Raw genomic sequence first — 26,264 nt, 5'->3', positions numbered from 1 at the left:
GACATGATCCGCCCATGCAGCCGCCCAACTCCCAGCCCGCACGGCCCAACTACCAGCGCGCACAGCCCAACTCCCGTCCCACACAGCCCACCTCCCAGCCCGCCCAGCCCAACACCCGGCGCCCCGACCCACAGCGCCCCGACCCACAGCGCACCACGCAGCGGCCGCGGTCGCTCGCGACCGGTCAGCGGTCGCTGGGGGATCCCGCGGTCCACTACCCCCTGTGGCCGCCGCTCACCAACGGCTGCCCGCGCACCTCCACCGACGCCGTCGCGTATCCGCTGGAGGTCGACTACGCCTACGACCAGGCGCCCGCCGACCTGTTCGGACGCCCCGCCGCACACGGCCTCGAGCGCTGGGCCCCGCTGCTCCCGCCGCTGGCCGCCCCCGGGCTCGGCGAGGGGAACACGCCCCTGGTCCGACTCACCGACGGCGTCTACGTCAAGGACGAGTCGCGCAACCCCACCTGGAGCCACAAGGACCGGCTCAACCGCGTCGCCGTCAGCGCGGCGAAGGCGAGCGGTGCGCGCGGCGTCGTGGTGTCCTCGTCCGGCAACCACGGCGCCGCCGCCGCGGCCTACGCGGCCCGCGCCGGGCTGCCGTGCGCCGTGTTCGCCTCCCCCTTCGCCCCGCCCGCCGTCGCCTCGTTCCTACGCGCCTACGGGGCCGTGGTGCTCACCGTCCCCCGCGAGTCGGTGCGTGCGCTGGCGCGGCGCGTGGTGGAGGAGTTCGGCTACCACCCCGTCAGCAGCTTCACCGACTCCGCCCACACCGGCCACCCCTTCGGCCCCGAGGGCTACAAGACCATCGCGTACGAGATCTTCCTGGACCTCGGCGAGACACCCGAGGCGGTGTATGTGCCCACCGGCTACGGCGAACTGCTCTTCGGCGTCTGGAAGGGCTTCCACGAGCTGACCCTGCTCGGCCTGGCCGACCGCACCCCGCGGCTGTACGCGTGCGAGCCCGCCGCTGCGGGCGCGCTGGCCACCGCGATCCGCACCGGCCGCCCCGCCGCGGAGGTTCCGGTCGGGCCGACCGAGGCGTACGCGATCTCCTGCCCCGTGGGCAGCTACCGCGGGGTGGTCGCCGTGCGCGAGAGCGGCGGCGCGGCGCTGACCGTCACCGATGAGCAGATGGCCGCCGCCCGCGCCGAACTCGCCGCCCAGGGCATGTGGGTCGAGCTGTCCTCCGCCGCGGGGCTGGCCGCGCTGCGCGCCCGTCGGGAGGGCCCCGACCGCCCGCGCGACGCCTCGGGCCCCGTGGTGTGCGTCGCCACCTCCAGCGGCTTCAAGGACAGCGCCACCGGCACCCGCGCCTACCCGCCCATGCCCGCGGACTGGGACACCGTCGCCGCCGCGCTGCGCGACCTGAGCAGCTGACCGGCTCGGACCCGCTCACTGCGCCCAGCTCGCCCCCGCCGGCTGCTTGATGGTGGCGTTGAGCCGGTTGAACAGGTTGGTCACACCGATCATGAGGATGATGGACGCGAGCTGCTTCTCGTCGAAGTGGTCCGCCGCCTCGTCCCAGATCTCGTCCGGCACCGGATCCGCCTGGTCGGCGAGGCGGGTGGCGGCCTCGGTCAGGGCGAGCGCGGCGCGCTCGGCTTCGGTGAAGTAGGGGGCCTCCCGCCAGGCCGCCACCGCGAACAGCCGCTCCTCGGTCTCGCCGTTCTTACGGGCGGTGCGCGCGCCCAGGTCCACGCAGAACCCACAGCCGTTGATCTGGCTCGCGCGCAGGTGGACCAGCTCCAGTGTGCTCTCGGGAACGCCCCCCTTCCTCGCGGCCGCGATCACACTCTGGATCGCCGGCATGGCCTCGGGGATGACCACGGCCGGGTTCTTCATGCGTGCGTGCATCGTCGCTCTCCTTCGCCTGTCTGTCCGTCGCTTTCACTGCTCTGTCGCTTTCACTTCTCTGACGGATCGGGGCGCGGAGATGTGACAGGCGGCTTCTCCTTCTTCTGGCCGGGCTCCAGGACGTCGGCGACCACGCAGCTGACGTTGTCGGGGCCGCCCGCGCGGTTGGCCAGGGCGATGAGCTCGCGCACCGCCCGCTCGGGGTCGTCGGCCGAGGTGAGGACCTGCCGTACGTCCTCGGTCGGCACCACGGCGGACAGCCCGTCGGAGCAGAGCAGGTAGCGGTCCCCCGGCCGGGCGTCGTGCAGCCGTATGTCGGCGGTGCCCCCGGTGCCCCCAGTACCTCCGGCCCCTCCCGTCAGGGCCCGCAGGAGCAACGAGCGCTGCGGGTGGGAGGTGGCCTCCTCCGGGCTGAGGCGCCCTTCGTCGACCATCGACTGCACGAGGGTGTGGTCGTGGGTGATCTGGAAGAGCCCACCGTCCCGCAGCAGGTAGGCGCGGGAGTCGCCGATGTGCACCAGGGCCGGCTGGGATCCGGTCCACAGCATCGCGGTGAGCGTCGTGCCCACCTCATGCGGCGCGGGGCCGGATCCGGCGATGTCGCGCACGGCCCGGCCCGCCTGCTCGACGGCGTCCTCCAACACGTTGAGGAGGTCGCCCGCCGGGACGCCGGAACCGACGTCCTCTGCGTCGAGGCGTTTGAGCACCTGGACGGCGGCCGCGCCGGCCGGGGCTCCACCCGCGCCGAAGCCGTCGGCGACGGCGAGCAGGCGGGGCCCGGCGTAGGCGGTGTCCTGATTGCTCTCGCGGACCAGGCCGGTGTCGGACAGCGCGGCGTAACGGATTTTCAGGGGCTGGACGGTCGAGGACATGACAGGGTCCTTCCATGACAGATGGTCGATGAGGAAGGCGGCCAGGTCCCGCCGGGCGGCGGTCTCGGCCTCGACCCGGGCCCAGAAGGCCCGGACCTCCCGCGCCGCCGCGTCCGCGTCCAGCTCACACAGCTCACAGACTTCGCTGATACGGGCCAGCGGCATGCCCAGCCGGCGCAGCCAGGCCACCAGCCGGGCCCGTTCGAGCTGCTCCGGCGCGTAGAGCCGATAGCCCGTCGCCGGGTCGACGCGGGCCGGGGCCAGCAGCCCCAGCTCGTCGTAGAGCCGCAGTGCCTTCGGCGACAGCCGGGACGCCTTCGCGAACGCCCCGATGGTCAGCAGACCCATGCCCGCGCCTCCTCACCCCGGGCGCCTCGCCCGGCCTCTCGATGCTGTGGCCTCCCCCAAGGTCAAGGTCAACACTGCTGCTGCTCTTCGGCATCGGCGGCTCGGTCGGCAACCTGATCGGCGGCAAGCCGGCGGACCGTTCGGTGATGCCGGCGGTGTGCACCGCGCAGGTCCCAGCCACGTCAGACGCGGCCGCGGCGATGAGCCGCCGGAGGGAGGCGGCCGAAGCGGTCAGGTCGGCGAACCCGTCGCGATCACGGCCCTGCGGGGCAGGTGACTCTCGACCGACTCCCGTTCGAGCTCCTGTCAGTGCCCGCTGTCAGTGCCCGCTGTCAGTGCCCGCTGTCAGTGCCCTTCGTTAGATTCGCGGCGTGACCGAGGCCTCCTATCTGACCGCCGTTCGCGAGTCGTACGACACCGTCGCCGCTGAATACGTCGCACGCGTCAAGACTCCCGCCGAGTTGGATCCCTTGTCACGCGCGATGCTGGCCGCGTTCGCCGAACTCGTTCAGGCCGACGGCCGGGGGCCGGTCGCGGACCTGGGCTGCGGCCCCGGCCGGGTGACGGCTCACCTGGCTGAACTGGGGTTGTCCGCATTCGGCGTCGACCTGTCGCCGGAGATGATCAAACACGCCCGACAGGCCTACCCCAGCCTGCGGTTCACCGTGGGCTCGATGACCGCGCTGACGATCGGGAACGACGAGCTCGGCGGCATTCTGGCCTACTACTCCACCCACCACACACCGCCGCGGTGGCTGCCGGCCGTCTTCTCCGAGTTCCACCGCACGCTCGCGCCCGGTGGCCATCTGATGCTGGCCGGCTACGTGGGAAACGACGAGCATGTGCGCCCGACCCGGGCCTACGGCGACCATCCGGTGTCCTACGAGTCCTACCTGCTGCCGGCAGACCGGATCGCCGAACTGCTGCACCGAGCCGGGCTGGTCGTCACCACGCGACTCGTGCAGGAGCCCGAGGAAGGGATGAAGAGGAAGATCGCCACCTTCCTGGCCCGCAAACCGCGATGACGCCTGAGCTGCTGGTTTCAGTCCGCGCCGAGCGTGGCTGGGATGTCAAGAATGGCGAGGAAGGCGGTCGCCGCGGGTGGGCGGCTGACGGGGCTCCAGATGACGTATTCGACGCGGGCCGGCGCGTCAGTGACCTCGATGGTGGTGACGCCGGTGAGCTGAGGCACATAGGCGGAGGGAAGCATGGCGATGGCGAGGCCCTGCCCGACCAGTCGAGCGATGAAGTCCGCGGTGGTCACTTCGAAGGCGACGTCGCGGCTGAGACCAGCCGCTGAGAAGGCTTGGTCGGATTGGGCGCGTCCGGCCGTCCCGGCCGGAAGGTCCACGAACACCTCGGAGGAGAGCCTGCGAAGGTTGACCGCTGGTTCGTCGGCGAGTGGATGGTCCGGCGCGACCACGGCGACGAGTCGGTCACGGGCGAGTTCGTGGGCGGCGACGCCCTGAGGTCGCGTTGTGGTCGGCAGCCCGAGGAAAGCCACGTCGATGGCTCCTTCCTTGACCTGCTCGACCAGGTCCTCGCTCGCGCCCACCCGCAGGCCGATGCGCACGTGCGGGTACTGCTGGCGGAAGTCGCGCAGCGCACCGGGGATATCGACCGCGGCGACGGTAGGGATCAGGCCCACGGCGAGCCGTCCGCGTACCTCTCCGACAGCCGCGGCGACCTCGGCGGCTGCGCGCTCGGCGGCGTCCAGACACTGGCGGGCGGCGGGGAGGAACGCCGCGCCGGCCGGCGTCAGCCGCACCCGGCGGCTGGTGCGCTCGAAGAGTCTCGCGCCCAGTTCCCGTTCCAGACGCGCGATTTGGTGGCTGAGGGCGGACTGGACAACCAGACATCGTTCGGCGGCCCGGGTGAAGCTGTTCGTCTCGGCGACGGCGATCACGTAGCGCATCTGCTGGAGCTCCATGGATCTATCGTGTATCGAGATCAATGAGGTGACAAACATGTGTTGGACTCATTGATCGCTGCCAGCTGAGACTGCGAGCATGACAAGTCCAGCAGCACAGAGGGTTTCCGGCGGAGCCGACAGCGGTGTCCCCCGAGAAAGCGGTGTTCCCCGAGGAAATCTGTCTCGCACCGCCCTGACGGCGCTCCCGCCCGTGGCGTGGGGCACGACATACGTCGTCACCACCGAGCTTCTCCCGCCCGGGCATCCACTGTTCGCCGGGCTCCTGCGTGCGCTGCCCGCCGGTCTGATCGCGCTGGCGATCACCCGGACGCTGCCGCGCGGAGCCTGGTGGGGGAAGGCCGCGGCGCTCGGGGTGCTGAATATCGGCCTGTGCTTCCCGCTGCTGTTCACCGCGGCCGAGCGCCTGCCGGGGGGCGTTGCCGCCACCTTGGCGGCGGCCCAGCCGCTCATCGTCGCCGCTCTGGCCGTGACCGTCCTGCACGAGCGCCCCTCCGCCTGGCGCATCGCCTGGGGAGTGGCCGGCGTCTTCGGCGTCGGCCTGGTGGTGATCGGGCCGAACGCGGCACTCGACCTCGTCGGGATCGTGGCGGGCCTCGGCAGCGCGGCCGCAATGGCGCTCGGGGTGACGCTCACCAAACGCTGGGGACGTCCCGCCGAGGCCAGCCCCACCGCTTTCGCCGGCTGGCAACTCACCGCGGGAGGCCTCGCCCTGGTGCCTGTCACCTTTCTCGTCGAGGGGCCGCCTCCCTCAGTAAGCCCCACCGCCGCCCTCGGCTACCTCTGGCTGGGTCTGGTCGGCGGTCTGATCGCCTACGTCCTGTGGTTCCGCGGCATCACCACATTGCCCGTCACCTCTGTCGCGGTTCTCGTCCTGCTCTCGCCCCTGGTCGCCGCGGTTCTCGGCGCCGTCCTGCTCGGCCAGACATTCGGTCCGATCCAACTCGCGGGGTTCGGACTCTCACTCGCCGCGATCGTCGCGGGACAGCTGCCGGCGCCCGCTCGCTCACACGTCCGTACTGCGGCCTCACCCAAAAATGACACCTCGTCGGAAGGATCTCGCAGTGCCGAACACGAAGACCGTCCTGGTCACGGGCGCGACCGGCGGCCAGGGTGGCGCCGTCGCCCGCAGGCTGCTCGACAACGGCTGGGCGGTGCGCGCCCTCGTCCGTGACCCGGACAAGCCGGGGGCCAAGGAGCTCAATGCGCTCGGCGCGGAACTGGTCACCGGCGACCTCGACGACCCGGAGTCGCTGCGCGCGGCAGCGCAGGGCGTGCACGGCGTCTTCAGCGTGCAGCCCGCCGACTTGACCGACCCACACCCCGAGGCCGAGGTGCGGCAGGGCAAGAACGTCGCCGACGCGGCCAAGGCCGCGGGCGTCGCGCACATGGTCTACAGCTCCGTTGGCGGCGCCCAGCGCAAGTCCGGCGTCGCGCACTTCGAGTCCAAGGCGGAGATCGAGGCGCACATCGATGCCATCGGGGTGCCCGCGACGGTGCTGCGGCCGGTGTTCTTCATGGAGAACTGGCCGTACATGGTGCCGGAGGCGGAGAACGGTGAGCGGGTCGGTTCGATCGCGCTGGACGCGGACACCTCGCTGCAGATGATCGCGCTGGCCGATATCGGCCGGATCACCGCGGACGCGTTCGACAAGCCGGCCGAGTTCATCGGCAAGAAGATCGAGATCGCCGGTGACGAGCTGACGGTGCGGCAGGTCGCCGAGGTGTTCACCAGGGTCGACGGCGTCCCGACCCGCTTCGGGCGGCAGCCGATCGAGCAGCTGCGGGCCGAGGCCGAGGAGGTGGCGAACATGTTCGACTGGCTCAACGAGAAGGGCTACCAGGCCGATACCGCCGCCCTCCGCGAGCGGTACCCGGAGCTGCTGACCCTCGAGGCGTGGCTGAGCAAGAACCGGTAGGAGAGCGAGCGGAGCATCACGCGCTGACGCTCCATGCGCGGTGTCGGTGGTTGTCACATTCGCGGGCCCGGCGGTGTCTTCATGCCAAACACGCACACGTACACGGAGGACACCATGGCGCTACGCGTCCCGAAGGCCGAGCTCCCCACCGAGCTCAGCGAAAACATGATCAAGCAGCTCGGTGCCGTGCCCGAGCCCGTCGAGGTGGTGTTCAACAACCCCGACGTCGCCACGGACAACCTGGAGTTCTCGGCCAAGCTGGCCGAGTGGAACGCGGCCGACGCGAGTCTCAAGTCGTTCGCGCACATGGCCGTCGCGGCGCAGGTCGGCTGCAGTTGGTGCCTCGACGTCGGCTACTTCCAGGCGCTGAACCAGAACCTGGACCTGGCCAAGGCGAGCCAGGTGCCGCGCTGGCGGGAGTCGGAGGTGTTCACCCCGCTGGAGCGGGATGTCCTGGAGTACGCCGAGGCCATGACGAACACGCCGCCGACCGTCACCGACGAGCTGTACGCGAGCCTGCTCGACCGGCTCGGCCCGGCGGCGATGGTCGAGCTCACCGCGTACATCGCCTTCGTCAACATGGCGACCAGGAACAACAACGCGAACGGAGTCACGTCGCAGGGCTACTCCGATGCCTGCGAGATACCGCTCGCCGCGCGTCCTGAGACGTCCCGCGTAGCGTCGACGGCATGACCGAGGACCCGTTCGTCGCCCACCGCAGCCTGCTGTTCACCGTCGCCTACGAGATGCTCGGCTCGGCGGCCGACGCGGAGGACGTGCTGCAGGAATCCTGGCTGCGGTGGGCCGACGTCGACCACGCACAGGTGCGCGACCCACGGGCATACCTCATCCGGACCGTCACCCGGCAAGCGCTCAACCGCCTGCGAACCCTCTCACGCAGCCGCGAGGAATACGTAGGCGAGTGGCTGCCGGAACCGCTGCTGACCAGCCCCGATGTCGCCGAGGACATCGAACTCGCGGAGAGCGTCTCGATCGCGATGCTGACCGTGCTGGAAACACTCGGCCCGGCAGAACGGGCCGTGTTCGTACTCCGCGAGGTCTTCGAACTACCCTACGGCGAGATCGCCGAAGCCATCGGAAAATCCACGGCCACGGTACGCCAGATCGCCCGGCGGGCACGCGAGCATGTGGCGGCCCGACGCCCCCGGGTACGGGTGAGCCGGTCGGAACAACAGGCCGTGGTGGAGCGGTTCCTGATCGCGCTGCGCACCGGGCAGTTGCAGGAGCTGATGGAGATCATGGCACCCGACGTGGTCCTGATCGCCGATGGCGGCGGGCTCGTGGCCGCCGCTCTGGCTCCGATCCACGGGGCCGAACTGGTGGCGCCGCTGCTGGCGCGCGCGAACCGGGTGGTGACCGCGCTCGAGACGACGACCGTATGGCTCAACGGCGAGCCTGCGGGCCGGATCGCCTTCGACGGCGAACCGGCCGCCGTGAGCCTCGCGGTGGAGAACGGGCAGGTCACCCGGATCTACGTGGTGCGAAACCCACAGAAGCTGACACGACTGGACGAACCGGCCGAACTCGCCAGATAAGCCCCTGCCGCTCCGCTGTCCCGGCAGCGGGCAACTGCTTCCGGAAAGACTTGGTGCCACGTCTCTCAGCGCCGCGCCTGGGTGCGGCGGGTGATGCCGGGGGTGGCGGCGGTGGCGAGGGCGGGCTCGGAGACTTCGAGGTCGGAGTTGCCCAAGCGGCGGTAGCGCATCGCACTCATTTCTCCGCCGCGGCGGCGGGCTGCCGCCGCGGCGCTCGGTCGGTCGGTCGGTCGGTTGGGGCGGACGAGGACCTTGATGGCGCGGCGTTCGTCCATGGCGCGGTAGCCCTCGGCGATGTTGTCGAGGGCGACCTCGGCGTCGAACACCTTGCCGGGCTGGATCGCTCCGGAGAGGACGTCGGGCGGGAGTGCTTCGAGGTAGGCGCGGACCGGCGCCATGCCAGCGCGGACTCCGCCGTTCGTGGCGAACATCCGGCCGACGGGCGTCCGGCCCGGCGGCCAGCTGAGGGCCCGGGACGTCCGCGACCCGGATGTCCCGCTCGCCAAGGAGCCGCCCCTCCGTGAGGGAGTCACGCCGAGTGACCCCCACGTCCAGCCCGACGTCCGTCGAGGTCAGGCCGTCTGTGCGTGGGCGAGATGATGCAGACCTGCCATGCGATCACAGGAGTGACCGTCCGGTTCCGCACTGAATGTGAGGATGGACAGATCGTTGTCGCCGGCCGGGTACAGGTTCTCGTAGACGAGGTCCATGCGCCCGACCTGCGGGTGGTTGACCCGTTTCAGTCCCGCGGCGTGCTGGCCGCCTGCGCCAGTGCTCACGCTCGACGTCGTCCAGCCGAAGCCCCTGAACCCGGCGGTGGGGGTCCACAGGGAGCCCCAGACGTACGACTGCAAGCAAATGCTTGCAATAGTTAGCATCAGTGCGGCAGCATGGAGGCATGGCATCACTGAACGTCGGCACCCTCGGTGAGTTTCTGCGTGAGCAGAGACGCAGCGCGCAGCTTTCGCTGCGCCAGCTCGCCGACGCTGCCGGGGTGTCCAATCCGTATCTGAGCCAGATCGAGCGCGGGCTGCGCAAGCCGAGCGCGGAGATCCTCCAGCAGCTCGCGAAGGCGCTGCGGATATCCGCCGAGACCCTCTATGTGCAGGCCGGGATTCTCGATGAGCGGGACCGGGACGAGACGGAGACGCGCAGTGTGATACTGGCCGATCCGTCGATCAACGAGCGGCAGAAGCAGGTGCTGCTGCAGATCTACGAGTCGTTCCGCAAGGAGAACGCACCCGACCCCGCCGCGGGCGACACCCCATCGGGCACCCCCTCGGGCACCCCCTCCGGCAGCGCCGACGACGACGCCGAACCCTCGATTTGATCCGGGAGGACCATCAGCATGGCCATCACCGACGATGTGCGTAAGACGCTCACCGACCCGACCCCCCTGTACTTCGTGGCGGGCACGGCCGACCTTGCCGCCCAGAAGCTCAAGGAGGTGCCGTCGCTGGTCGAGAAGATCGTCGCCGAGGCCCCCGAGCGCTTGGCAGCCGTGAAGAACACCGACCCGAAGGCCGTCCAGGACCGGGTCACCCAGCAGGCGAAGGAGGCCCAGGAGAAGCTCACCGAGCTGCTGGGCACGCTCGACACCGACCTGAAGAAGCTCCGCGACACGGCGCAGGACCTGGCGCTCCAGGGCGTGGGCCGCGCCGCCGAGCTGGCCGTCAAGGCGCGGGAGCGGTACGACGAGGTGGCCGAGCACGGCCAGGAGGTCGTGAAGACCTGGCGCGGCGAGGCGGCCGACGAGATGGTCGAGGTGGCCAGCGCCATCGAGCCGAAGGAGGAGCCGGTCCCGGTCTCGGGCGAGTCGTCCAAGGACGCGACGAAGACCGCGGTCAAGCCGGCGCCCGTCGCCAAGAAGGCCCCGGCCCGCAAGCCGGCCCCCGCTCCCGCCCCCGGCGCGAAGAAGACGCCGCCGAAGCCTCAGGGCTGAGGGACGGGCGTCCGCCCGGAGAGCACACCTAGGGCCGGGTACGCACTGCGTGCCCGGCCCTGGCAGCGGGTACGGTGGCCGATGGAACGCTTCCCATACATATCTTCTAGGTGGTCTAGGCGGTGGACGGCGTGCTGGTACAAGGTTTCAACCAGTTGTTGTACTGGGTCTCCTGGGGGCTGCTCCTGTTCAGCCTGTTCGCCTTCGTCGACGCCGCGATCCGCCGCGAGGACGCCTACCGGGCCGCGGACAAGCAGAACAAGCCCTTCTGGCTGATCATCCTGGGGATCGCCGCCGCGGTGAACTTCTTCATGGGGATCCTCGACTTCCTGCCGATCCTCGGGCTCATCGCGACCATCGTGTACTTCGTCGATGTGCGGCCCGCGCTCCGGCAGGTCTCCGGCGGCGGCCGCAACTGGCCGCGCGGCCGTGGTTCCAGCTCCGACGGCCCGTACGGGCCCTTCAACGGCCGCTGAGCGGCGCGGCGCGCGCGAGCGGTCTGGCCGGCGAGCGATCTGGCCGGAGGGTGTCAGCCTGGCCGGGGGTGTCAGCCTGGTCGGCGGTGTCAGCCGCGGTCGAGGAGCAGCACGGCCAGGTCGTCCGTCAGCTCCCCGCCGTTGAGCGCCCGCACCTCGGTGACGGTGTTGTCCAGCAACTCCTCGCCGCGCAGCCCCGCCGTCAGCCCGCGGGCCACGATCTCGACCATCCCCTCCTGGCCCAGCCGCTGCACGCCCTTCCCGACGCGCCCCTCGATGAGCCCGTCGGTGTACATCATCAGGCTCCAGGAGCCGCCGAGCTCGATCTCCCGGCGCGGCCAGCGGGCGCCCGGCAGCAGCCCGAGTGCCGGGCCGTTGTCGTCGGCGGGCAGCAGCCGGGGCGCCCGCCCGGGGCGTACCGCCAGGGGTGCGGGGTGGCCGGCCAGGCACACCCCGGCCCGCCGCCCGTCCGGCGCGATGTCGACGGTGCACAGGGTGGCGAAGATCTCTTCGTCGGCGCGCTCGTTCTCCAGGACCTGCTGCAGGGTGCCGAGCAGTTGGTCGCCGCAGAGCCCGGCGAAGGTCAGGGCGCGCCAGGCGATGCGCAGCTCGACGCCGAGGGCGGCCTCGTCGGGGCCGTGTCCGCAGACGTCGCCGATCATCGCGTGCACGGTGCCGTCCGGGGTGCGGACCGTGTCGTAGAAGTCGCCGCCCAGCAGGGCGCGGCTGCGGCCGGGCCGGTAGCGGGCGGCGAAGCGCAGGCCCGAGCCCTGCAACAGCGGGGTGGGCAGCAGCCCGCGCTCCAGCCGGGCGTTCTCCTGGGCGCGCAGCCGGGACTCGGTCAGTTGGCGCTGGGCGAGGTCGGAGCGTTTGCGCTCGACGGCGTAGCGGATGGCGCGGCTGAGCAGCCGTCCGTCCAGCTCGTCGCGGAAGAGGAAGTCCTGGGCGCCGACCCGTACGGCCTCGGCGGCGCGCTCCCCGTCCTCCACGGCGGTCAGCACGAGGACCGCGTGGGCGGGCGCGAGCCGCAGCACCGCGCGCAGGGCGTCGAGTTCGTCCTCCGCCTTCTTGCAGGGGCCGGGCAGGGCCAGGTCCAGCAGGATGCACTGGACGTCATCGGTGAGCAGCCGCTCGGCCTCGGTGAGATTGCGAGCCATGCGGATGCGGACCCGGTTCCCCTCGGTGTCCAGCAATTCGGGGACGGTGAAGGAGCCGGCGGGGTCTTCCCCGATCACCAGCAGGGTGAGCCCGTTGTCGGGCGGCGCGGCGGGCAGGGCCTCGGTGGCCGGCGCCTCCAGCTGCCCGGTCGCGGGTACGGACATCGCTCGATTCCTTCCCTCCCCCCGGGAGCGCGGCGCTCCACGGCCGTTTTCAACGACCCAGCGCCGGACACTGAAGAGGCGACCATAGCGCTAGGGCAGGCCCCAGCGGAATGACCTTCGGACAGCCACTTTTGTCATATGCCAAAGCAAGACGGGGAGTTGACACGCCGAGGCCTGACGGCGGGATGACAAACATCACGCCAGCGTAGGGCGAAATGACCGAATAGCCGCTCAGCTTCCGGCCGCGACCCCTGCCGCTGCCTCAGCCCTCAGCCCTCAGCCCTCAGCCCTCAGCCCTCAACGTCGGTCCCCGGCCTCAACCCCCGCCTCAACCCCCTTCCGGGCGTACGACACCGAGGATCGGCATCGAGCCCGCCCCGGCGACCGTGATCTGCCGCCCGGGGCGCGGCGCGTGGATGATCGCGCCGTCCCCTACGTACATCCCCACATGACTCGCGTCCTTGAAGTAGATGATCAGGTCCCCCGGCCGCATCCGCTCGACGCCCACCTTCGGCAGCTGCCGCCACTGTTCCTGCGAGGTGCGCGGGATCGAGCGGCCGCCCGCGGCCCAGGCCTTCTGCGTCAGCCCCGAGCAGTCGTAGGTGTCGGGGCCCTCCGCGCCCCACACATAGTCCTTGCCGAGCTGCGCCGTCGCGAAGTCCACCGCCCGCCGCCCCTGCGAGGTGCCCTTTCCTCCGACCTTCCGCAGTATCCCGGAGCCCAGCCAGGTCGTCTGCGCCCGGCGCTGCTGCTCCTCCTCCAGCTGCCGCAGCCGCTCCCGCTCCTTCGCCCGGAGCCGGGACTCCAGCTGCCTGGCCCGGGTGAGCTTCGCCCGGATCTCCTTGCGCGCCGCGGCCTTCTTCGCGCGGCTGGAGTCGAGCCGCTCCCACTCCCGGGAGGCCGCCTTCGCATAGCGGTCGAGCGTGGCCTGCGTCTTCTCCAGCTGGTTCATCAGACCCCGGGTCGCGTGCTGGCCCTTGCGCGCCAGCGTGACGTCGTCGAGGAACCTGTCCGGGTCGTCGCCGAGGAGCAGCTGCGCCTCTGGCGGAATTCCGCCGTTGCGGTACTGGGCCCGGGCCACCGCCCCGGCCCGCTTCCGCAGGCCCGCCATCCGCTTCTGTGCCTTGACCACGGCCTGCGCGATCTTCACGATCCGCTTCTCCTGGCGGGCCTGTTTCTCGCGCGCCAGGTTGTACGCGTCGGTGGCCGCCTCGGCCTTGCGGTAGAGGCTCTCCACCTTTTTGTGCACCTCTTGCAGGGTGCCGCTCCCGGACCCGGCGCCCGCGGCCCCTTCCGACCCCGACCCCGACCCCGACCCCGCCCCCGTCCCCGACTCCGTCCCCGCCCCGGGCGTGGGCTCGCGCGGGGCGGCCTGCGCCCGCTCCGCTCCCACCGACATCCCCACGGCGCAGACGAACGCGGTGGCCGCGGCGACGCCCGCGCCCCCTCCCCTGCCGTCCCGCCGCACCTTCCGCTTCCTCATCACCTGCGGACCTCCACGAGCCGTCGCGTAACCCGCGTGCCTGAGCTGACTTACCGGTACGTAGGGACGGATAGTGACATGCCGTACCGCAATCCGACAGAGTCACGCGCCGATCGCCTTCCCCATCACCCCCACCCAACCGGAATCAGTGCCTCCCTGGGCCACCACCCTGACGGCCGAGGTTCACCCCCCGTTCACCCATGCCCTTCAGCTGCTTCACCTGATCTGCCTAATTTCGGCCCTACAGAGTGCTGGCCGCGCCCTTGGCACGACCGGCGCGCGTCTGAGCACAACCAGTAACGCGCAACACCTACCTCTTCGTGCGCCGTCCCCACCGGCGGCTTCTGGAAGGAAAACCCGAAAGTGAAGCTTCAGCGCAACAACCGGCTTCGCGCCATTGCCGCCGGTGCCCTTGCCGTCTCCGGCGCCCTGGTCCTCACCGCCTGCGGCTCTGACGACAACAGCGGTTCCTCGAGCGGTGGCGGCGGCACCAAGGCCGACGCCAGCAACATCAAGTGCGAGGGCAAGGGCCAGCTGCTGGCGTCCGGGTCGTCCGCCCAGAAGAACGCCATGGACCTGTGGGTCAAGAACTACGGCGGCGCCTGCAAGGACGTCAAGATCAACTACAAGGCCACCGGCTCCGGCGCGGGCATCCAGGAGTGGCTGCAGGGCAAGACCGCCTTCGCGGGCTCCGACTCGGCGCTCAAGCCCGAAGAGGTCGCCTCCTCCAAGAAGATGTGCAAGGGCGGCGGCCAGGGCATCAACCTGCCGATGGTCGGCGGCCCGATCGCCGTCGGCTTCAACGTTCCCGGCGTGGACAAGCTGACCCTCGACGCCAAGACCCTCGCCCTGATCTTCGACAACAAGATCAAGAACTGGAACGACGAGGCGATCAAGAAGCTCAACAAGGGCGTCAGCCTGCCGAGCCTCAAGATCCAGGCCTTCCACCGCTCGGACGACTCCGGCACCACCGACAACTTCACCAAGTACCTCAAGGCCGCCGCCCCCCAGTCGTGGCCGCACGAGCCGGGCAAGGCCTGGGAGGGCGACGGCGGCCAGGCCGCGGACGGCTCCGCCGGCGTCTCCTCGCAGGTGAAGCAGAACTCCGGTGCCATCTCCTACTTCGAGCTGTCGTACGCGACCGCCAGTAGCATCAAGACCGTGGACCTGAACACCGGCGCCTCCGCCCCGGTCCAGGCCACCGTCGACAACGCCTCCAAGGCCATCTCCGCGGCCAAGGTCAAGGGCACCGGCAAGGACCTCGCCCTCGACCTGGCATATGACACCAAGGCAGAGGGCGCGTACCCGATTACGCTGGTGACGTACGAGATCGCCTGTGACAAGGGCAACAAGTCCGACACCCTCGCCGCCACCAAGTCGTTCCTGACCTACGTCTCGAGCGAGGACGGCCAGGCCTCTCTGAAGGACCTGGGCTACGCCCCGCTGCCGACCGAGATCGCCACGAAGGTCCGCGAGAGCGTCGCGAGCCTCTCCTGATCTGAGTGCGGCCGGCTCCGACGACACGGAGCCGGCCGCACCGTCCGGTGCACCGCCGCGCAAGGAGCCACGCCCCACCGGCTCCGCAGACCGGAGAACCCATGGAAACGGACATAGAACCCACATCCCCCACAGAGCCGCCGGCTCAGGCCAGGTCTCGCAGCACCGGCCGCTTCGGCGACAAGATCTTCCTCGGCCTCTCCCGGGGCTCCGGCATACTGCTGCTGGTGATCATGGCCGCCATCGCGGTCTTCCTCACCGTGCGCGCGGTTTCTGCCATCTCCGAGGACCACGGCAACTTCCTGACCACCTTCGAGTGGAACACCAGCAGCCGCCCGATGGTCTTCGGCATCGCCGTCCTCGCCTACGGCACGGTCGTCAGCTCGATCATCGCGATGCTGATCGCCGTCCCGGTCGCGGTCGGCATCGCACTGTTCATCTCGCACTACGCGCCGCGCCGGCTGGCCACCCCGGTCGCCTACGTCATCGACCTGCTCGCGGCGGTCCCCAGCATCGTCTACGGCCTGTGGGGGGCGCTCTTCCTCGTCCCGCACCTGACCGGCCTGTACAAGTGGCTCGACGACTACCTGGGCTGGACCAAGATCTTCGAGTACAACGACGGCGCCGCGCGCTCCCTGTTCACCATCGGCATCCTGCTGGCGATCATGATCATCCCGATCGTCACCAGCGTCAGCCGCGAGGTCTTCCGCCAGGTCCCGCAGATGCACGAGGAGGCCGCGCTCGCGCTCGGCGCGACCCGCTGGGAAGTCATCCGGATGTCGGTCCTCCCCTTCGGCCGCTCCGGCATCATCAGCGCCTCCATGCTGGGCCTGGGCCGCGCGCTGGGCGAGACGATGGCCGTGGCCACCGTGCTCTCCCCCAACTACGAGATCATCCCCAGCCTGCTGGACCCGGGCGGCGGCACCTTCGCCCAGAACATCGCCAGCCATTTCAAGGAGGCCGACGGCCCCGCGCGTGACGCGCTGATCGCCTCCGGTCTGGTGCTGTTCGTCATCACCCTGCTGGTGAACGGCGCCGCGCGGCTGATCATCGCCCGCCGCAAGGAGTACTCGGGAGCCGCGGCGTGAGCGACGCACGCGCGGCCGCCGGGCCGCAGACGACCGCGAAAGCCGCGCCTCTGCGCCGCGCGGGCGACAGTGCCCGCGGCGGAGCCGCTGATGGAACGAGCAGCTGCTGCCGCAGCGGGGCGAACGAAAGGGGCGGCGCATGAGTAACGCAGTCATCGACAAAAGCCAGGTGGCCGGGGACGCGCCGCGTCCGGCCCTCCAGCAGCCCCGGCTGCCCAAGTGGGCCCCGATCGCCCTGGCGCTGCTCTCGGCCGGCCTGGGCATCGGCATCGGCGTCGCCGGCGATCTGAGCAGCAAGGTCCAGTGGGGCCTGATCGCCGCGCTGCTGTTCGTCCTGATCTCCTTCGTTCTGACCGCCAGGGTCGAGGGCTCCCGCCAGGCCAAGGACCGGCTGGCCACCAGCATGATCTGGGTCTCCTTCCTGGCGGCGGTGATCCCGCTGATCTCGCTGATCTGGGAGACCATCGACCGGGGCAGCAAGGTCCTCGACGGCTACTTCCTCGGCCACTCCATGGAGGGCGTGCAGACGATCCTCCCCGGCGGCGGCGCGTACCACGCGATCATCGGCACGCTGGAGCAGGTCCTCATCGCCACCGTCATCGCGGCCCCGATCGGCCTGCTGACCGCCGTCTACCTGGTGGAGTACGGGCGTGGCCGGCTCGCCAAGGCCGTGACCTTCTTCGTGGACGTCATGACCGGCGTCCCCTCGATCGTCGCCGGTCTGTTCATCCTCACCTTCTGGATCATCATCCTGGACTTCGACTACTCCGGCTTCGCGGGCGCGATGGCCCTGGCCATCCTGATGATGCCGATCGTCGTCCGCTCGACGGAGGAGATGCTCAAGCTCGTCCCGAACGAGCTGCGCGAGGCCTCCCTCGCGCTGGGCGTGCCCAAGTGGCGCACCATCCTCAAGGTGGTGCTGCCCACCGCGATCGGCGGCATCATCACGGGTGTGATGCTCGCGGTCGCCCGTATCGCCGGTGAGTCGGCCCCGATCGTGCTGCTGGTGTTCGGCGCCCAGGGGATCAACAACAACCCCTTCGACGGGGCGCAGTCCTCGCTCCCGTACTACGTGTACGAGCAGTGGCAACTCGGCAACGACGCCTCGTACAACCGGGCCTGGGCGGCGGCGCTCGTCCTGATCGCCTTCGTCATGATCCTCAACCTGCTCGCCCGCGGCATCGCCCGCTGGAAGGCCCCGAAGACCGGCCGCTGAGGCCACGCCACGAAGAAGAGAAGTGATTCACATGGCCAAGCGCATCGACGTCAGCGGCCTGACCGCCTACTACGGCAGCCACAAGGCCATCGAGGACATCTCGATGACCGTCGAGCCCCGCTCGGTGACGGCCTTCATCGGCCCGTCCGGCTGCGGCAAGTCCACCTTCCTGCGCACCCTGAACCGGATGCACGAGGTCACCCCCGGTGGCCGGGTCGAGGGCAAGGTGATGCTGGACGACGAGAATCTGTACGGCACGGGCGTCGACCCGGTGTCCGTGCGGCGTACGGTCGGCATGGTCTTCCAGCGCCCGAACCCCTTCCCCACGATGTCGATCTTCGAGAACGTCGCGGCGGGGCTGAAGCTGAACGGCTCGTACAAGAAGAGCGAGCTGGAGGGCGTCGTCGAGAAGTCCCTCAAGGGCGCCAACCTGTGGAACGAGGTCAAGGACCGGCTGAACAAGCCGGGCGCGGGCCTGTCCGGCGGCCAGCAGCAGCGGCTGTGCATCGCGCGTGCCATCGCGGTCGAGCCGCAGGTGCTGCTGATGGACGAGCCGTGCTCGGCGCTCGACCCGATCTCCACGCTCGCCATCGAGGACCTGATCGGTGAGCTGAAGGAGCGCTTCACGATCGTCATCGTGACGCACAACATGCAGCAGGCGGCGCGCGTCTCGGACCGCACGGCCTTCTTCAACCTGGCGGGCGTCGGCCAGCCGGGCAAGCTCATCGAGATCGACGAGACCGAGCGGATCTTCTCCAACCCGTCCGTCCAGGCGACCGAGGACTACATCTCGGGCCGCTTCGGCTGACCCACCGCCTCCCGCGCCGGTGCGCCGGCGCGGACGAGGAACGTCCTGTGGTGCTGCATGGCGGTGCCACCACAGGACGAAGGGCCCGCCCCCCGATCACTCAGGGGGCGGGCCCGCCGCGTTTGTGCGGTGTGTTTTTGTGTAGTGCGTACCGCCGTCAGCCGAAGGCCAGGTTGACGATCCAGTAGCTGAGCGCGGCGACACCGCCCGCCGCGGGCATGGTGATGAACCAGCCGAGGATGATGTTCTTCGCCACGCCCCAGCGCACCGCGTTCACCCGCTTGGTCGCGCCGACGCCCATGATCGCCGAGGTGATGACATGGGTCGTGGAGATCGGCGCCTGGAACATGAACGACGCGCTGTACATGACCGAGGCCGCCGTGGTCTCCGCCGCGAACCCCTGCGGCGGGTCGAGCTCGATGATCCGCCGGCCCAGCGTGCGCATGATGCGCCAGCCGCCCGCGTACGTACCGAGCGAGAGCATCGCGGCGCAGGCGATCTTCACCCATACCGGGATCGCGTCGCTCTCGTCCTCCACACCCGCGATGACCAGGGCCATCACCACGACGCCCATGGTCTTCTGGGCGTCCTGCAGACCGTGGCCGAGCGCCATGGCCGCCGCGGACACGGTCTGGGCTATGCGGAAGCCGCGCTTGGCCTTGTGCGGGTTGGCGTTCCGGAACATCCACAGGATGGCCACCATGACGAAGTAGCCCAGCACCATGCCCACGACGGGCGACAGGAACATCGGAATGACGACCTTCTCCACCACCCCGCTCCAGTGGACGGTGCTGGACCCGGCGAGGGCCGCCCCCACCAAGCCGCCGAACAGGGCGTGCGAGGAAGACGACGGAAGACCGAAATACCAGGTCACCATGTTCCAGGTGATCGCGCCCACCAGCGCGGCGAACAAGATCATCATGCCTTGTTTGCCGGTGGGGGTGGCTATCAGGCCCTCGCTGACGGTCTTGGCGACCCCGCTGCCCAGGAAGGCACCCGCGAGGTTCATCACCGCGGCCATCGCGAGCGCCGCCCGCGGGGTCAGCGCCCGGGTCGAGACGGAGGTGGCGATGGCGTTCGCCGAGTCGTGGAAGCCGTTGGTGTACGTGAAGAAGAGCGCGACCGCAATGGTCACGACAAGCGCGAAGGTGTCCATGCCGAGGCTCAGGACTCCTTGACGGCGATCGTCTCGACCGTGTTGGCCACGTGCTCGAAGGCGTCGGCCGCCTCTTCGAGCACATCCACGATCTGCTTGAGCTTGAGCACCTCGATGGCGTCGTACTTGCCGTTGAACAGGTGCGCCAGGAGCTTGCGGTGGATCTGGTCCGCCTGGTTCTCGAGACGGTTGACCTCGATCCAGTACTCGGTGAGGTTCGTCATGGTGCGCAGGTTCGGCATCGCCTCAGCGGTCAGCTCCGCGGCCCGCGCCAGTACCTCGATCTGCTGCTCGACCCCCTTGGGCAGCTCTTCTATCTGGTAGAGGACGACCAGGTCGACGGCCTCCTCCATGAAGTCCATGATGTCGTCGAGGCAGGAGGCGAGGGAGTAGATGTCCTCGCGGTCGAACGGCGTGATGAAGGAGGAGTTCAGCTGGTGGAAGATCGCGTGTGTCGCGTCGTCCCCCGCGTGCTCCGCGGCCCGCATGCGTTCGGCGATCTCGGTACGAGCGGAGGAGTCCGCCCCGAGCAGTTCCATCAGGAGTTTCGAGCCGGTAACGATGTTGTCCGCGGAAGCCGCGAACATGTCGTAGAAGCTCGTCTCCCTGGGGGTCAGACGAAAGCGCACTGGGGATCCTCGGAATGCATCGGGGTCTGTCTCGTTGATGCTAGGTGCATCATCCGGCCACGGTAACCGGCGTTCCCCAGTGTGACCCATAGGGCAGAGTGCTTATCACAGGGACCCGGTCCAACCAGGCAGACCCGGTACCATATACCCAGCTGGGGTATATGCGGATATAGTGCGAACAACGGGAGGACGCCATGACGACCACGGCAGCCGACAGCACCGCCCCCACCGAGGGCGAGGAGCGGAGCCAGGCGTCCGAGCCCGGGGCGGAGGCCCCCCTCGCCGAGCACACCGGCCACGGCTACGCCAAGCAGAAGGACCAGCACCTCAAGCGACTGCGCCGCATCGAGGGCCAGGTCCGGGGCCTGCAGCGGATGGTCGAGGAGGACGTCTACTGCATCGACATACTCACCCAGGTCTCCGCGAGCACCAAGGCGCTCCAGTCCTTCGCACTGCAGCTCCTGGAGGAGCACCTGCGCCACTGCGTGGCGGCGGCCGCCGTCAAGGGCGGCGAAGAGGTCGACGCCAAGGTCGCCGAGGCCACCGCCGCCATCGCCCGCCTGCTGCGGACCTGACGACGCCACCCGCCCGCCCCTCCGACCCGCTGGGCCCCCGCCCCTCCGGCCCGCCGGGCCTCTGGGCCTGCCGACCCTCCGGCCCTCGTCGGCGGACGACCGCCGCCGCCGGCGCTACGGCCGGGCGCCCTCGCCGTCGCCCTCGGCTGGATTTGATCGGTCCTCCGCCACCTGGAGCACCTCGTCGATACGGTCCGGACTGAGCCTTTCCTCGTCCGCGCTGGACGCAGCGATCATCAACTCACCGTAGAGATCGATCTCGACGAGGGCCACGGGGTCCGGGCCCGACGAGCCGCGACGCGCAACCACGTGTTTCACCTCCTCCTGCGAGCATCTGCGAGCACTTCCGAGCAGCGGCTTCCCAGCGTAGGGATCGGCACACACTCCGCGCATGGCACGGATGGACCATTTCACGGGGCTGAACGGCATGCGCTGGCTAGGTCTGGGGGGATCCAACCCTTCCTGTGTAAATATCCGATGATTTGGGGAGCGTTACGGCGGCCGGTGCGCCGAAGTCGTACAGCTCGATGGTGGAGGCCACCCCCAGCGTGCGCCGTACGCCCTGGGGGCCGGGGGTGCTCGGGTGTCCCGGAGCGCCCTGCCCCGGTCGTCCAGTGCCGCTCCCGCTTCCGTTTGCGGTCCCGCCTCCGGTTCCGGTTCCGGTTGCGCTGTCCTGACCGGACTGACCGGACTGACCGGACTGACTGCCCTGGCTGTCCTGACCAGACTGACCGTCCCGACCGCCCTGACCGGACTGACGGCCCTGACCGCCCTGACCGCTGGCCTCTCTGGTCACCGTGAAGTGGTGCCGCACCTCGCGCAGCCGCCCCTGCCGGTCGAGATAGGCGTCAAAGGGCACCGCGTGTTCGGTGAACCCCCGAGCGGCGGCTGCCAACGGGCCCCGCACGCCCGGCGACGCGACCCGCGCGGCCCGCCCGATGTCGGTCGTCCCGCGATAGTGCCGCACCACCGTCCCGCCCAGCCCCTCCTCACCCACCAGGCTCACGCGCCGCGCCCCGCGCAGCAGCTCGGCGGCGGCCAGCGGATCGGTCGCCCCGCCCGTGACCAGATTTCCGTCCGGGATGCCGGCCGTGTCCACCCGGACCCACTTGTCCGGCGGAATGCCCGCGCCCCGGTTCCGCATGAACAGCGCGCCCGAGGCCAGCAGTTCGGTGATCGGCTCATGCTCGGCGGCCCCCATCGCGTCCCTGGGCAGCACCAGCCGCAGCCGCCCCATCCGCCTGACGAAGTCGTACGCGCCGCTGCCCCGGATCGACACGCGCGTGCCGCCCGTCGCCGTCTCCATGGTCGTACGGACCCGGGAACTGCCCGACCGGACCAGCACATCGGCGGCGTGGTGCAGCGCGGCGACCGCGGCCGCGCGCGATTCGCCGCCGGGGAGCTCGTCGGCGGCCGTCTCGGCGGAACAGCCGGTCAAGGTCGCCATGGTCGTGGTCGCCATCAGCCCGGCCAGCAGCGCGCCCGCCACGGCGGCCGCCATGCGCCTCGTCCGGGCACCGCCCGTACGCCGCTGGATTTCCATCGACCGCCGACCCCCTGGCCACGCTCGTCCACGCCTTGGTACTTGTTCGTTTAACGACTCGCCCCTAGGGCCCGTCACGGCCGGGTAGCGTGGTCATGTGCTCGACTCCGGCTTTTCCCGTCCCGACCAACACCGCACCACCACTGTGGAAAAGGGTTCCTTCTGCACCGCCCGCTGCTCCTGCGGCTGGCACGGCCCCGCCCGCCGGTCCCGGGACAAGGCCCGCACCGACGCGGCCGGCCATGCCAACGGAACCGGATGCACCGCCTCGCCCTCTGAGTAGGGGACCGGGCCTGCGCGCGACCGCCCGGCCAACTGGTGGGGCAGCAGCGTCAAGTGGGACGGGAGGCCGCCATGAACCGGCGGACACTACTGGCAGCGGGCACGGCACTGGCGACCACGGGGGCGTGGGCCACAGCGTGTGACAAGGACTCGGGACAGGCGGCGGCCGACGACGACCCGTCCACCCGCTCGTCCTCCGCTTCTGCTTCCGCCTCGGCCTCCGCCGGCGGCTCCGACGGCAAACCGCGGGCCGCCGACTGGACCGCGCTGGGCAAGGGCCTACAGGGCGATCTGATACGCCCCGGCGACTCCGACTACGCCACCGCCCGCCAGCTCTACAACACCCGCTTCGACCGGCTGCGGCCCGCCGCCGTCGCCTACATCGCCAACACCTCGGACATCTCCGAGTGCCTGGACTTCGCCCGCCGCCACGGCACCCCCGTCGCCATCCGCAACGGGGGCCACAGCTACGCCGGTTGGTCCAGCGGCGACGGCCGCCTCGTCATCGACGTCTCCGCGCTCAAGTCGATCCGTACCTCCTCCGGCGAGGCCCGGATCGGCGCGGGCGCCAAGCTCATCGATGTCTACACCACCCTGGGCGCGTCGGGCGTGACCGTACCCGGCGGCTCCTGCCCCACCGTGGGCATCTCCGGTCTGACCCTCGGCGGCGGCCACGGCGTCGTCTCCCGGGCATACGGGCTCACCTCCGACAACCTCACCGGCGCCAGCGTCGTCACCGCCGACGGCCGGACCCTCCAGGTGTCCAAGGACCGCGAGGCCGATCTGTTCTGGGCCCTGCGCGGCGCCGGCAACGGCAACTTCGGCGTCGTCACCGAGCTCCGCTTCCGCACCCACCGGGCCGCCGACGGCGTCACCTGCTATATGACCTGGCCGTGGGCCAAGGCGGCGACGGTGCTGCGGGCCTGGCAGAAGTGGGGCCCGGACCAGCCGGACGAGATCTGGTCGGCGCTCCACCTGGATGCCTCCCCCGGACGCACCCCGACCGTCTCGGTGAGCTGCTTCTCGCTCGGCACGTACGGCGAGCTGCAGAACGCCGTCGACCGGCTCGCCGACGGCCCGGGCGGGCCCGGCCCCGCCTCGAGAGTCACGCTGCGCCGGCGCGGCTATGTGGAGGCGATGCGGATGTACGCCGGATGCGGCGACACCGGCACCACCCAGTGCCACCTCCCGGGCAGCACGCCGGGCCGCAGTTCGTCCGGCGTCCTCCAGCGGGAGACCTACGCGGCCCGCTCCGACTTCTACGCCCGGTCCCTGAGCGAGGCGGGCGTGCGCGCGATGCTCGGCCAGGTGGAGGCGTACGGGCGCCGTACGGGCGGCGGGGGCGGGGTCAGCATCGCGCTCACCGCGCTCGGCGGGGCCGTCAACCGCGTCGCGCCGCTGGCCACCGCCTTCGTACACCGCCGCTCGCGCTTCCTGGCGCAGTACACCGCCTCCTGGGCGGCCGGCGGGGCCGGGACAGCACAGCTCTCCTGGCTCGACGGCGCCCATACGGCGATGCGGCGCCATGCGTCGGGGGCGGCGTACCAGAACTACACGGACGCGTCCCTCAAGGACTGGCGCACCGCGTACTACGGGTCGGCCGCGGACCGGCTGACCAAGCTGAAGAAACGTTACGACCCGAACCGGCTGTTCGACTTCCCGCAGGCGCTGTGAGCGCTGGGGCCCTCAGGCCCCTGAGGCCCATCGCCCCATTTGGGGCCATTAGGACTACTTCAGGCCGCCAGGTCCTTGCCGCGGCACTCGCTGCCGCCGCCCGAGGAGCGGGGCCCGGACAGCTCCGGCACGTCCTCCTCCGCGGCCTCCCCTGCCGCGGGGGCCGCGCCGGCCCGGACCAGCCAGCCCGCCCGTGAGCCCGCGATGGCCGTCGTCAGCGGGGTCAGCAGCATCATCGCGAGCGGGGCCAGCAGCAGCGCGACCGCCGTGCCCAGCGCGAACCCGCCGATGACGTCCGTCGGGTAGTGCACGCCCATATAGACGCGGCAGAACCCTTCGAGCAGCGCGAGGCCGATCGCGGCCACTCCGTAGGTCCGGCTGGCCATGAACACGCCCACGGCGATCGCCATGGTCAGCGTCGCGTGGTCGCTGACGAAGGAGAAGTCGGACTTGCCCGCCACCAGGACGTCCAGCCCCTGGTGGTCCTTGAAAGGCCGCGGCCGCTCCACGAACTCCCTGATCGGGATATTGGCGAGCAGCGCGAGACCGGCGGCCAGCGGCGCCCACACCAGCCCGGCGACGGCCGACGGCGCGTCCTGCGGGCGCTTGCGCACGCTCCACCAGGCGCCGAGCAGGACCAGGACCAGCCCGATGATGATCCCGTACTCGCCGACGAACTCCATGACGCGGTCGAACCAGTGCGGAGCGTCCTTGGCGAGTCCATTGATGTCGTAGAGCAGGCTGACATCAGGGTTCGACCCGTCCAGTGCGAGTCCAGCCATGTGCCGTGGCCCCTTATCTCTTGCCTGTCGCTACATGCGGCTGCCGGCCCCCGTTGGTGAACGCGATCGATGCCGATTGTGTCCGCTGCCGATCCACTTCCAGGAAACGCCCTCATCGAGCGAGGCGTTCCGCTCTCTACCCAACGATCACCAGGACGTTATCGAAGGGTGACCCATCGTCGCAGCTCAGCGCGGAGCCTTTACGCGGAGTTCGCCGTCGGCAACGCTTTTGCGCCATCTTTGGTCACCCGCGTCGCACCGATGTAGTCCGGCGTGTCGATCTTGTCGAACCGGATCACCGCCCCAGTGTACGGGGCGTTGATCATTTGCCCGCCGCCGACGTAGATCCCCACGTGGTGGATGGATCTCGGGTCGTTGAGGTTGTACGCGAAGAAGACCAGGTCACCCGGGAGCAGCTCGTCCCGCTTGGGATGCGGCCCGGCGTTCCACTGATCGTTGGCGACCCGCGGCAGTTCGATCCCGACGGTCTTGTACGCCGCCTTCGTCAGCCCGGAGCAGTCGAACCGCCCGCCGTCCTCCGGGGTCCCGTTACCGCCCCACAGATACGGCTTCCCGAGCTGCTTCTGCGCGAAGTAGATCGCCCCGGCCGACTGCCGCGAGGGCCGCACCTTCTGGACGGGCGCCGCGAAGCTCTTGGCCAGGGTGGTGATGGTCTTCACATAGTTCTGGGTCTCCCGGTACGGCGGCACGCCGGAGTACTTGATCACCGCGTACGCGCCCGCGTTGTAGGAGGCCAGCATGTTGTGCGTCGGATCGCCCGGGACGTCCTTCACGTACTTCGCGAGCGAGCAGTCATAGGCGGCCGCCGACGGGATCGCGTCATTCGGGTCCAGGATGTCCCGGTCGCCGTCCTTGTCGCCGTCCACGCCATGGGCCGCCCAGGTGCTCGGGATGAACTGCGCGATCCCCTTGGCGTTCGCCGGGCTCTGCGCCGTCGGGTTCCAGCCACTCTCCTGGTACAGCTGCGCGGCGAGCAGGGCGGGGTTGATCGCGGGGCACAGATTCCCCCACTTCTGGACCAGCGGCTGGTACGCGGCGGGGACGGCACCCCTGGCCAGCCCGACCGTCGTACCGCTGTTACCGCCCGCGAGGTCCGCGGCGACCATGTACGTACCGACGACGAGGAGCGCGACGAAGGAAAAGGAAACCCCGAGACCGACACTGACGCCCAGCCAGACCTTACGCACCCGCCCATCCTCCCCCATCAGCCCGTCATACGAACGTGTTTCCGCACGTACGGCGAAAATCCGCCGCCCGCCAGCCGAAACCATACGGACGGGGCAGGGCCG

General features: G+C 70.1%; 29 protein-coding genes. 16 read left to right on the top strand and 13 right to left on the bottom strand.

The window, feature by feature from the left end; all coding sequences use genetic code 11:
* The first annotated feature begins 14 nt into the window (after positions 1-14).
* Positions 15-1,379, top strand: a complete 1,365-nt coding sequence (locus tag ACWY4P_RS28815) for a threonine synthase (protein WP_456203240.1) — start codon at positions 15-17, stop codon at positions 1,377-1,379.
* Positions 1,380-1,394: 15 nt separating this feature from the next.
* Here ACWY4P_RS28815 and ACWY4P_RS28810 read toward each other — a convergent pair whose 3' ends face one another.
* A complete protein-coding gene (locus ACWY4P_RS28810) occupies positions 1,395-1,856 on the bottom strand; it encodes a carboxymuconolactone decarboxylase family protein (RefSeq protein WP_456203239.1) in 462 nt (153 codons plus the stop codon).
* Positions 1,857-1,906: 50 nt separating this feature from the next.
* Positions 1,907-3,076 (bottom strand): MerR family transcriptional regulator, encoded by a 1,170-nt coding sequence (locus ACWY4P_RS28805; RefSeq protein WP_456203238.1) that lies wholly within the window; start codon positions 3,074-3,076, stop codon positions 1,907-1,909.
* Between the two features lie 371 nt (positions 3,077-3,447).
* Between ACWY4P_RS28805 and ACWY4P_RS28800 the strand changes: the two genes are divergently transcribed.
* The gene (locus ACWY4P_RS28800) at positions 3,448-4,101 is read left to right on the top strand and encodes a class I SAM-dependent methyltransferase (protein ID WP_456203237.1); all 654 of its coding nucleotides are present in this window, start codon (positions 3,448-3,450) and stop codon (positions 4,099-4,101) included.
* Between the two features lie 17 nt (positions 4,102-4,118).
* Here the strand turns inward: ACWY4P_RS28800 and ACWY4P_RS28795 are convergent, their stop codons facing one another.
* Positions 4,119-5,006 (bottom strand): LysR family transcriptional regulator, encoded by an 888-nt coding sequence (locus ACWY4P_RS28795; RefSeq protein ID WP_456203236.1) that lies wholly within the window; start codon positions 5,004-5,006, stop codon positions 4,119-4,121.
* Between the two features lie 79 nt (positions 5,007-5,085).
* Here ACWY4P_RS28795 and ACWY4P_RS28790 point away from each other — a divergent pair, with 79 nt between their 5' ends.
* The 4 genes from ACWY4P_RS28790 to ACWY4P_RS28775 all read left to right on the top strand — a co-directional run bounded on the left by ACWY4P_RS28790 (position 5,086) and on the right by ACWY4P_RS28775 (position 8,481).
* Positions 5,086-6,180 carry an EamA family transporter gene (locus ACWY4P_RS28790; protein ID WP_456203235.1) on the top strand — a complete coding sequence of 365 codons (1,095 nt, stop codon included), beginning with the start codon at positions 5,086-5,088 and terminating at the stop codon, positions 6,178-6,180.
* Entirely contained in the window at positions 6,071-6,925 is an 855-nt protein-coding gene (locus ACWY4P_RS28785; protein ID WP_456203234.1) for an NmrA/HSCARG family protein, read from the top strand. The genes ACWY4P_RS28790 and ACWY4P_RS28785 overlap by 110 nt, the downstream gene beginning before the upstream one ends.
* Positions 6,926-7,039: 114 nt before the next feature.
* On the top strand, positions 7,040-7,618 hold the full coding sequence (locus tag ACWY4P_RS28780; RefSeq protein ID WP_456213087.1) for a carboxymuconolactone decarboxylase family protein: 579 nt from the start codon (positions 7,040-7,042) through the stop codon (positions 7,616-7,618).
* Positions 7,615-8,481: an RNA polymerase sigma-70 factor gene (locus ACWY4P_RS28775; RefSeq protein ID WP_456203233.1), complete on the top strand. Its 867-nt coding sequence runs from the start codon at positions 7,615-7,617 to the stop codon at positions 8,479-8,481. Before ACWY4P_RS28780 ends, ACWY4P_RS28775 begins: the two co-directional genes overlap by 4 nt.
* Before the next feature lie 65 nt (positions 8,482-8,546).
* On the opposite strand, the gene ACWY4P_RS28770 is transcribed toward ACWY4P_RS28775, so the two are convergent.
* Positions 8,547-8,879, bottom strand: coding sequence for a hypothetical protein (locus ACWY4P_RS28770; protein ID WP_456203232.1), 333 nt, complete (start codon positions 8,877-8,879; stop codon positions 8,547-8,549).
* Positions 8,880-9,053: 174 nt separating this feature from the next.
* Positions 9,054-9,260: an MmyB family transcriptional regulator gene (locus ACWY4P_RS28765; RefSeq protein WP_456203231.1), complete on the bottom strand. Its 207-nt coding sequence runs from the start codon at positions 9,258-9,260 to the stop codon at positions 9,054-9,056.
* Positions 9,261-9,379: 119 nt separating this feature from the next.
* Between ACWY4P_RS28765 and ACWY4P_RS28760 the strand changes: the two genes are divergently transcribed.
* From ACWY4P_RS28760 to ACWY4P_RS28750, 3 genes are all read left to right on the top strand, one after another.
* Complete coding sequence (locus ACWY4P_RS28760) at positions 9,380-9,811, top strand: helix-turn-helix domain-containing protein (protein ID WP_456203230.1); 432 nt, start codon at positions 9,380-9,382, stop codon at positions 9,809-9,811.
* An 18-nt stretch (positions 9,812-9,829) separates the two neighbouring features.
* On the top strand, positions 9,830-10,423 hold the full coding sequence (locus ACWY4P_RS28755) for a hypothetical protein (RefSeq protein ID WP_456203229.1): 594 nt from the start codon (positions 9,830-9,832) through the stop codon (positions 10,421-10,423).
* A gap of 131 nt (positions 10,424-10,554) precedes the next feature.
* Positions 10,555-10,899, top strand: a complete 345-nt coding sequence (locus tag ACWY4P_RS28750; RefSeq protein WP_456203228.1) for a DUF2516 family protein — start codon at positions 10,555-10,557, stop codon at positions 10,897-10,899.
* Positions 10,900-10,988: 89 nt separating this feature from the next.
* On the opposite strand, the gene ACWY4P_RS28745 is transcribed toward ACWY4P_RS28750, so the two are convergent.
* Both ACWY4P_RS28745 and ACWY4P_RS28740 read right to left on the bottom strand, forming a co-directional pair.
* A complete protein-coding gene (locus ACWY4P_RS28745; RefSeq protein WP_456203227.1) occupies positions 10,989-12,221 on the bottom strand; it encodes a PP2C family protein-serine/threonine phosphatase in 1,233 nt (410 codons plus the stop codon).
* 328 nt (positions 12,222-12,549) lie between these two features.
* Positions 12,550-13,704 (bottom strand): NlpC/P60 family protein, encoded by a 1,155-nt coding sequence (locus tag ACWY4P_RS28740; RefSeq protein ID WP_456203226.1) that lies wholly within the window; start codon positions 13,702-13,704, stop codon positions 12,550-12,552.
* Between the two features lie 363 nt (positions 13,705-14,067).
* Here ACWY4P_RS28740 and pstS point away from each other — a divergent pair, with 363 nt between their 5' ends.
* The 4 genes from pstS (at position 14,068) to pstB (ending at position 18,313) form a co-directional block, all read left to right on the top strand.
* Positions 14,068-15,201 (top strand): phosphate ABC transporter substrate-binding protein PstS, encoded by a 1,134-nt coding sequence (gene pstS / locus ACWY4P_RS28735; RefSeq protein ID WP_456203225.1) that lies wholly within the window; start codon positions 14,068-14,070, stop codon positions 15,199-15,201.
* Between the two features lie 101 nt (positions 15,202-15,302).
* A complete protein-coding gene (pstC, locus tag ACWY4P_RS28730; protein ID WP_456203224.1) occupies positions 15,303-16,289 on the top strand; it encodes a phosphate ABC transporter permease subunit PstC in 987 nt (328 codons plus the stop codon).
* A 139-nt stretch (positions 16,290-16,428) separates the two neighbouring features.
* Positions 16,429-17,505, top strand: coding sequence for a phosphate ABC transporter permease PstA (gene pstA / locus ACWY4P_RS28725; protein WP_456203223.1), 1,077 nt, complete (start codon positions 16,429-16,431; stop codon positions 17,503-17,505).
* A gap of 31 nt (positions 17,506-17,536) precedes the next feature.
* Positions 17,537-18,313, top strand: a complete 777-nt coding sequence (pstB, locus tag ACWY4P_RS28720) for a phosphate ABC transporter ATP-binding protein PstB (RefSeq protein WP_456203222.1) — start codon at positions 17,537-17,539, stop codon at positions 18,311-18,313.
* 157 nt (positions 18,314-18,470) lie between these two features.
* Here the strand turns inward: pstB and ACWY4P_RS28715 are convergent, their stop codons facing one another.
* Together ACWY4P_RS28715 and ACWY4P_RS28710 are read right to left on the bottom strand one after the other, a co-directional pair.
* Positions 18,471-19,469: an anion permease gene (locus ACWY4P_RS28715; RefSeq protein ID WP_456203221.1), complete on the bottom strand. Its 999-nt coding sequence runs from the start codon at positions 19,467-19,469 to the stop codon at positions 18,471-18,473.
* 8 nt (positions 19,470-19,477) lie between these two features.
* A complete protein-coding gene (locus tag ACWY4P_RS28710) occupies positions 19,478-20,098 on the bottom strand; it encodes a DUF47 domain-containing protein (protein WP_456203220.1) in 621 nt (206 codons plus the stop codon).
* 194 nt (positions 20,099-20,292) lie between these two features.
* Here ACWY4P_RS28710 and ACWY4P_RS28705 point away from each other — a divergent pair, with 194 nt between their 5' ends.
* Positions 20,293-20,673 carry a metal-sensitive transcriptional regulator gene (locus ACWY4P_RS28705; RefSeq protein WP_456203219.1) on the top strand — a complete coding sequence of 127 codons (381 nt, stop codon included), beginning with the start codon at positions 20,293-20,295 and terminating at the stop codon, positions 20,671-20,673.
* Positions 20,674-20,787: 114 nt separating this feature from the next.
* Here the strand turns inward: ACWY4P_RS28705 and ACWY4P_RS28700 are convergent, their stop codons facing one another.
* Together ACWY4P_RS28700 and ACWY4P_RS28695 are read right to left on the bottom strand one after the other, a co-directional pair.
* A complete protein-coding gene (locus ACWY4P_RS28700) occupies positions 20,788-20,982 on the bottom strand; it encodes a hypothetical protein (protein ID WP_456203218.1) in 195 nt (64 codons plus the stop codon).
* Positions 20,983-21,109: 127 nt separating this feature from the next.
* Entirely contained in the window at positions 21,110-22,216 is a 1,107-nt protein-coding gene (locus ACWY4P_RS28695) for a hypothetical protein (protein ID WP_456203217.1), read from the bottom strand.
* Positions 22,217-22,313: 97 nt separating this feature from the next.
* Between ACWY4P_RS28695 and ACWY4P_RS28690 the strand changes: the two genes are divergently transcribed.
* Positions 22,314-22,499, top strand: coding sequence for a hypothetical protein (locus ACWY4P_RS28690; RefSeq protein ID WP_456203216.1), 186 nt, complete (start codon positions 22,314-22,316; stop codon positions 22,497-22,499).
* Between the two features lie 71 nt (positions 22,500-22,570).
* Positions 22,571-24,172, top strand: coding sequence for an FAD-binding oxidoreductase (locus ACWY4P_RS28685; RefSeq protein ID WP_456203215.1), 1,602 nt, complete (start codon positions 22,571-22,573; stop codon positions 24,170-24,172).
* A 59-nt stretch (positions 24,173-24,231) separates the two neighbouring features.
* Here the strand turns inward: ACWY4P_RS28685 and ACWY4P_RS28680 are convergent, their stop codons facing one another.
* Entirely contained in the window at positions 24,232-24,954 is a 723-nt protein-coding gene (locus ACWY4P_RS28680) for a phosphatase PAP2 family protein (protein WP_456203214.1), read from the bottom strand.
* Between the two features lie 200 nt (positions 24,955-25,154).
* Positions 25,155-26,162, bottom strand: coding sequence for a C40 family peptidase (locus tag ACWY4P_RS28675; protein WP_456203213.1), 1,008 nt, complete (start codon positions 26,160-26,162; stop codon positions 25,155-25,157).
* Positions 26,163-26,264 lie beyond the last annotated feature (102 nt).

The organism is Streptomyces sp. LZ34 (assembly GCF_053890475.1).
The sequence above is the reverse complement of the archived record's forward strand: the minus strand, read 5'-3'. Positions and strand labels throughout refer to the sequence as shown.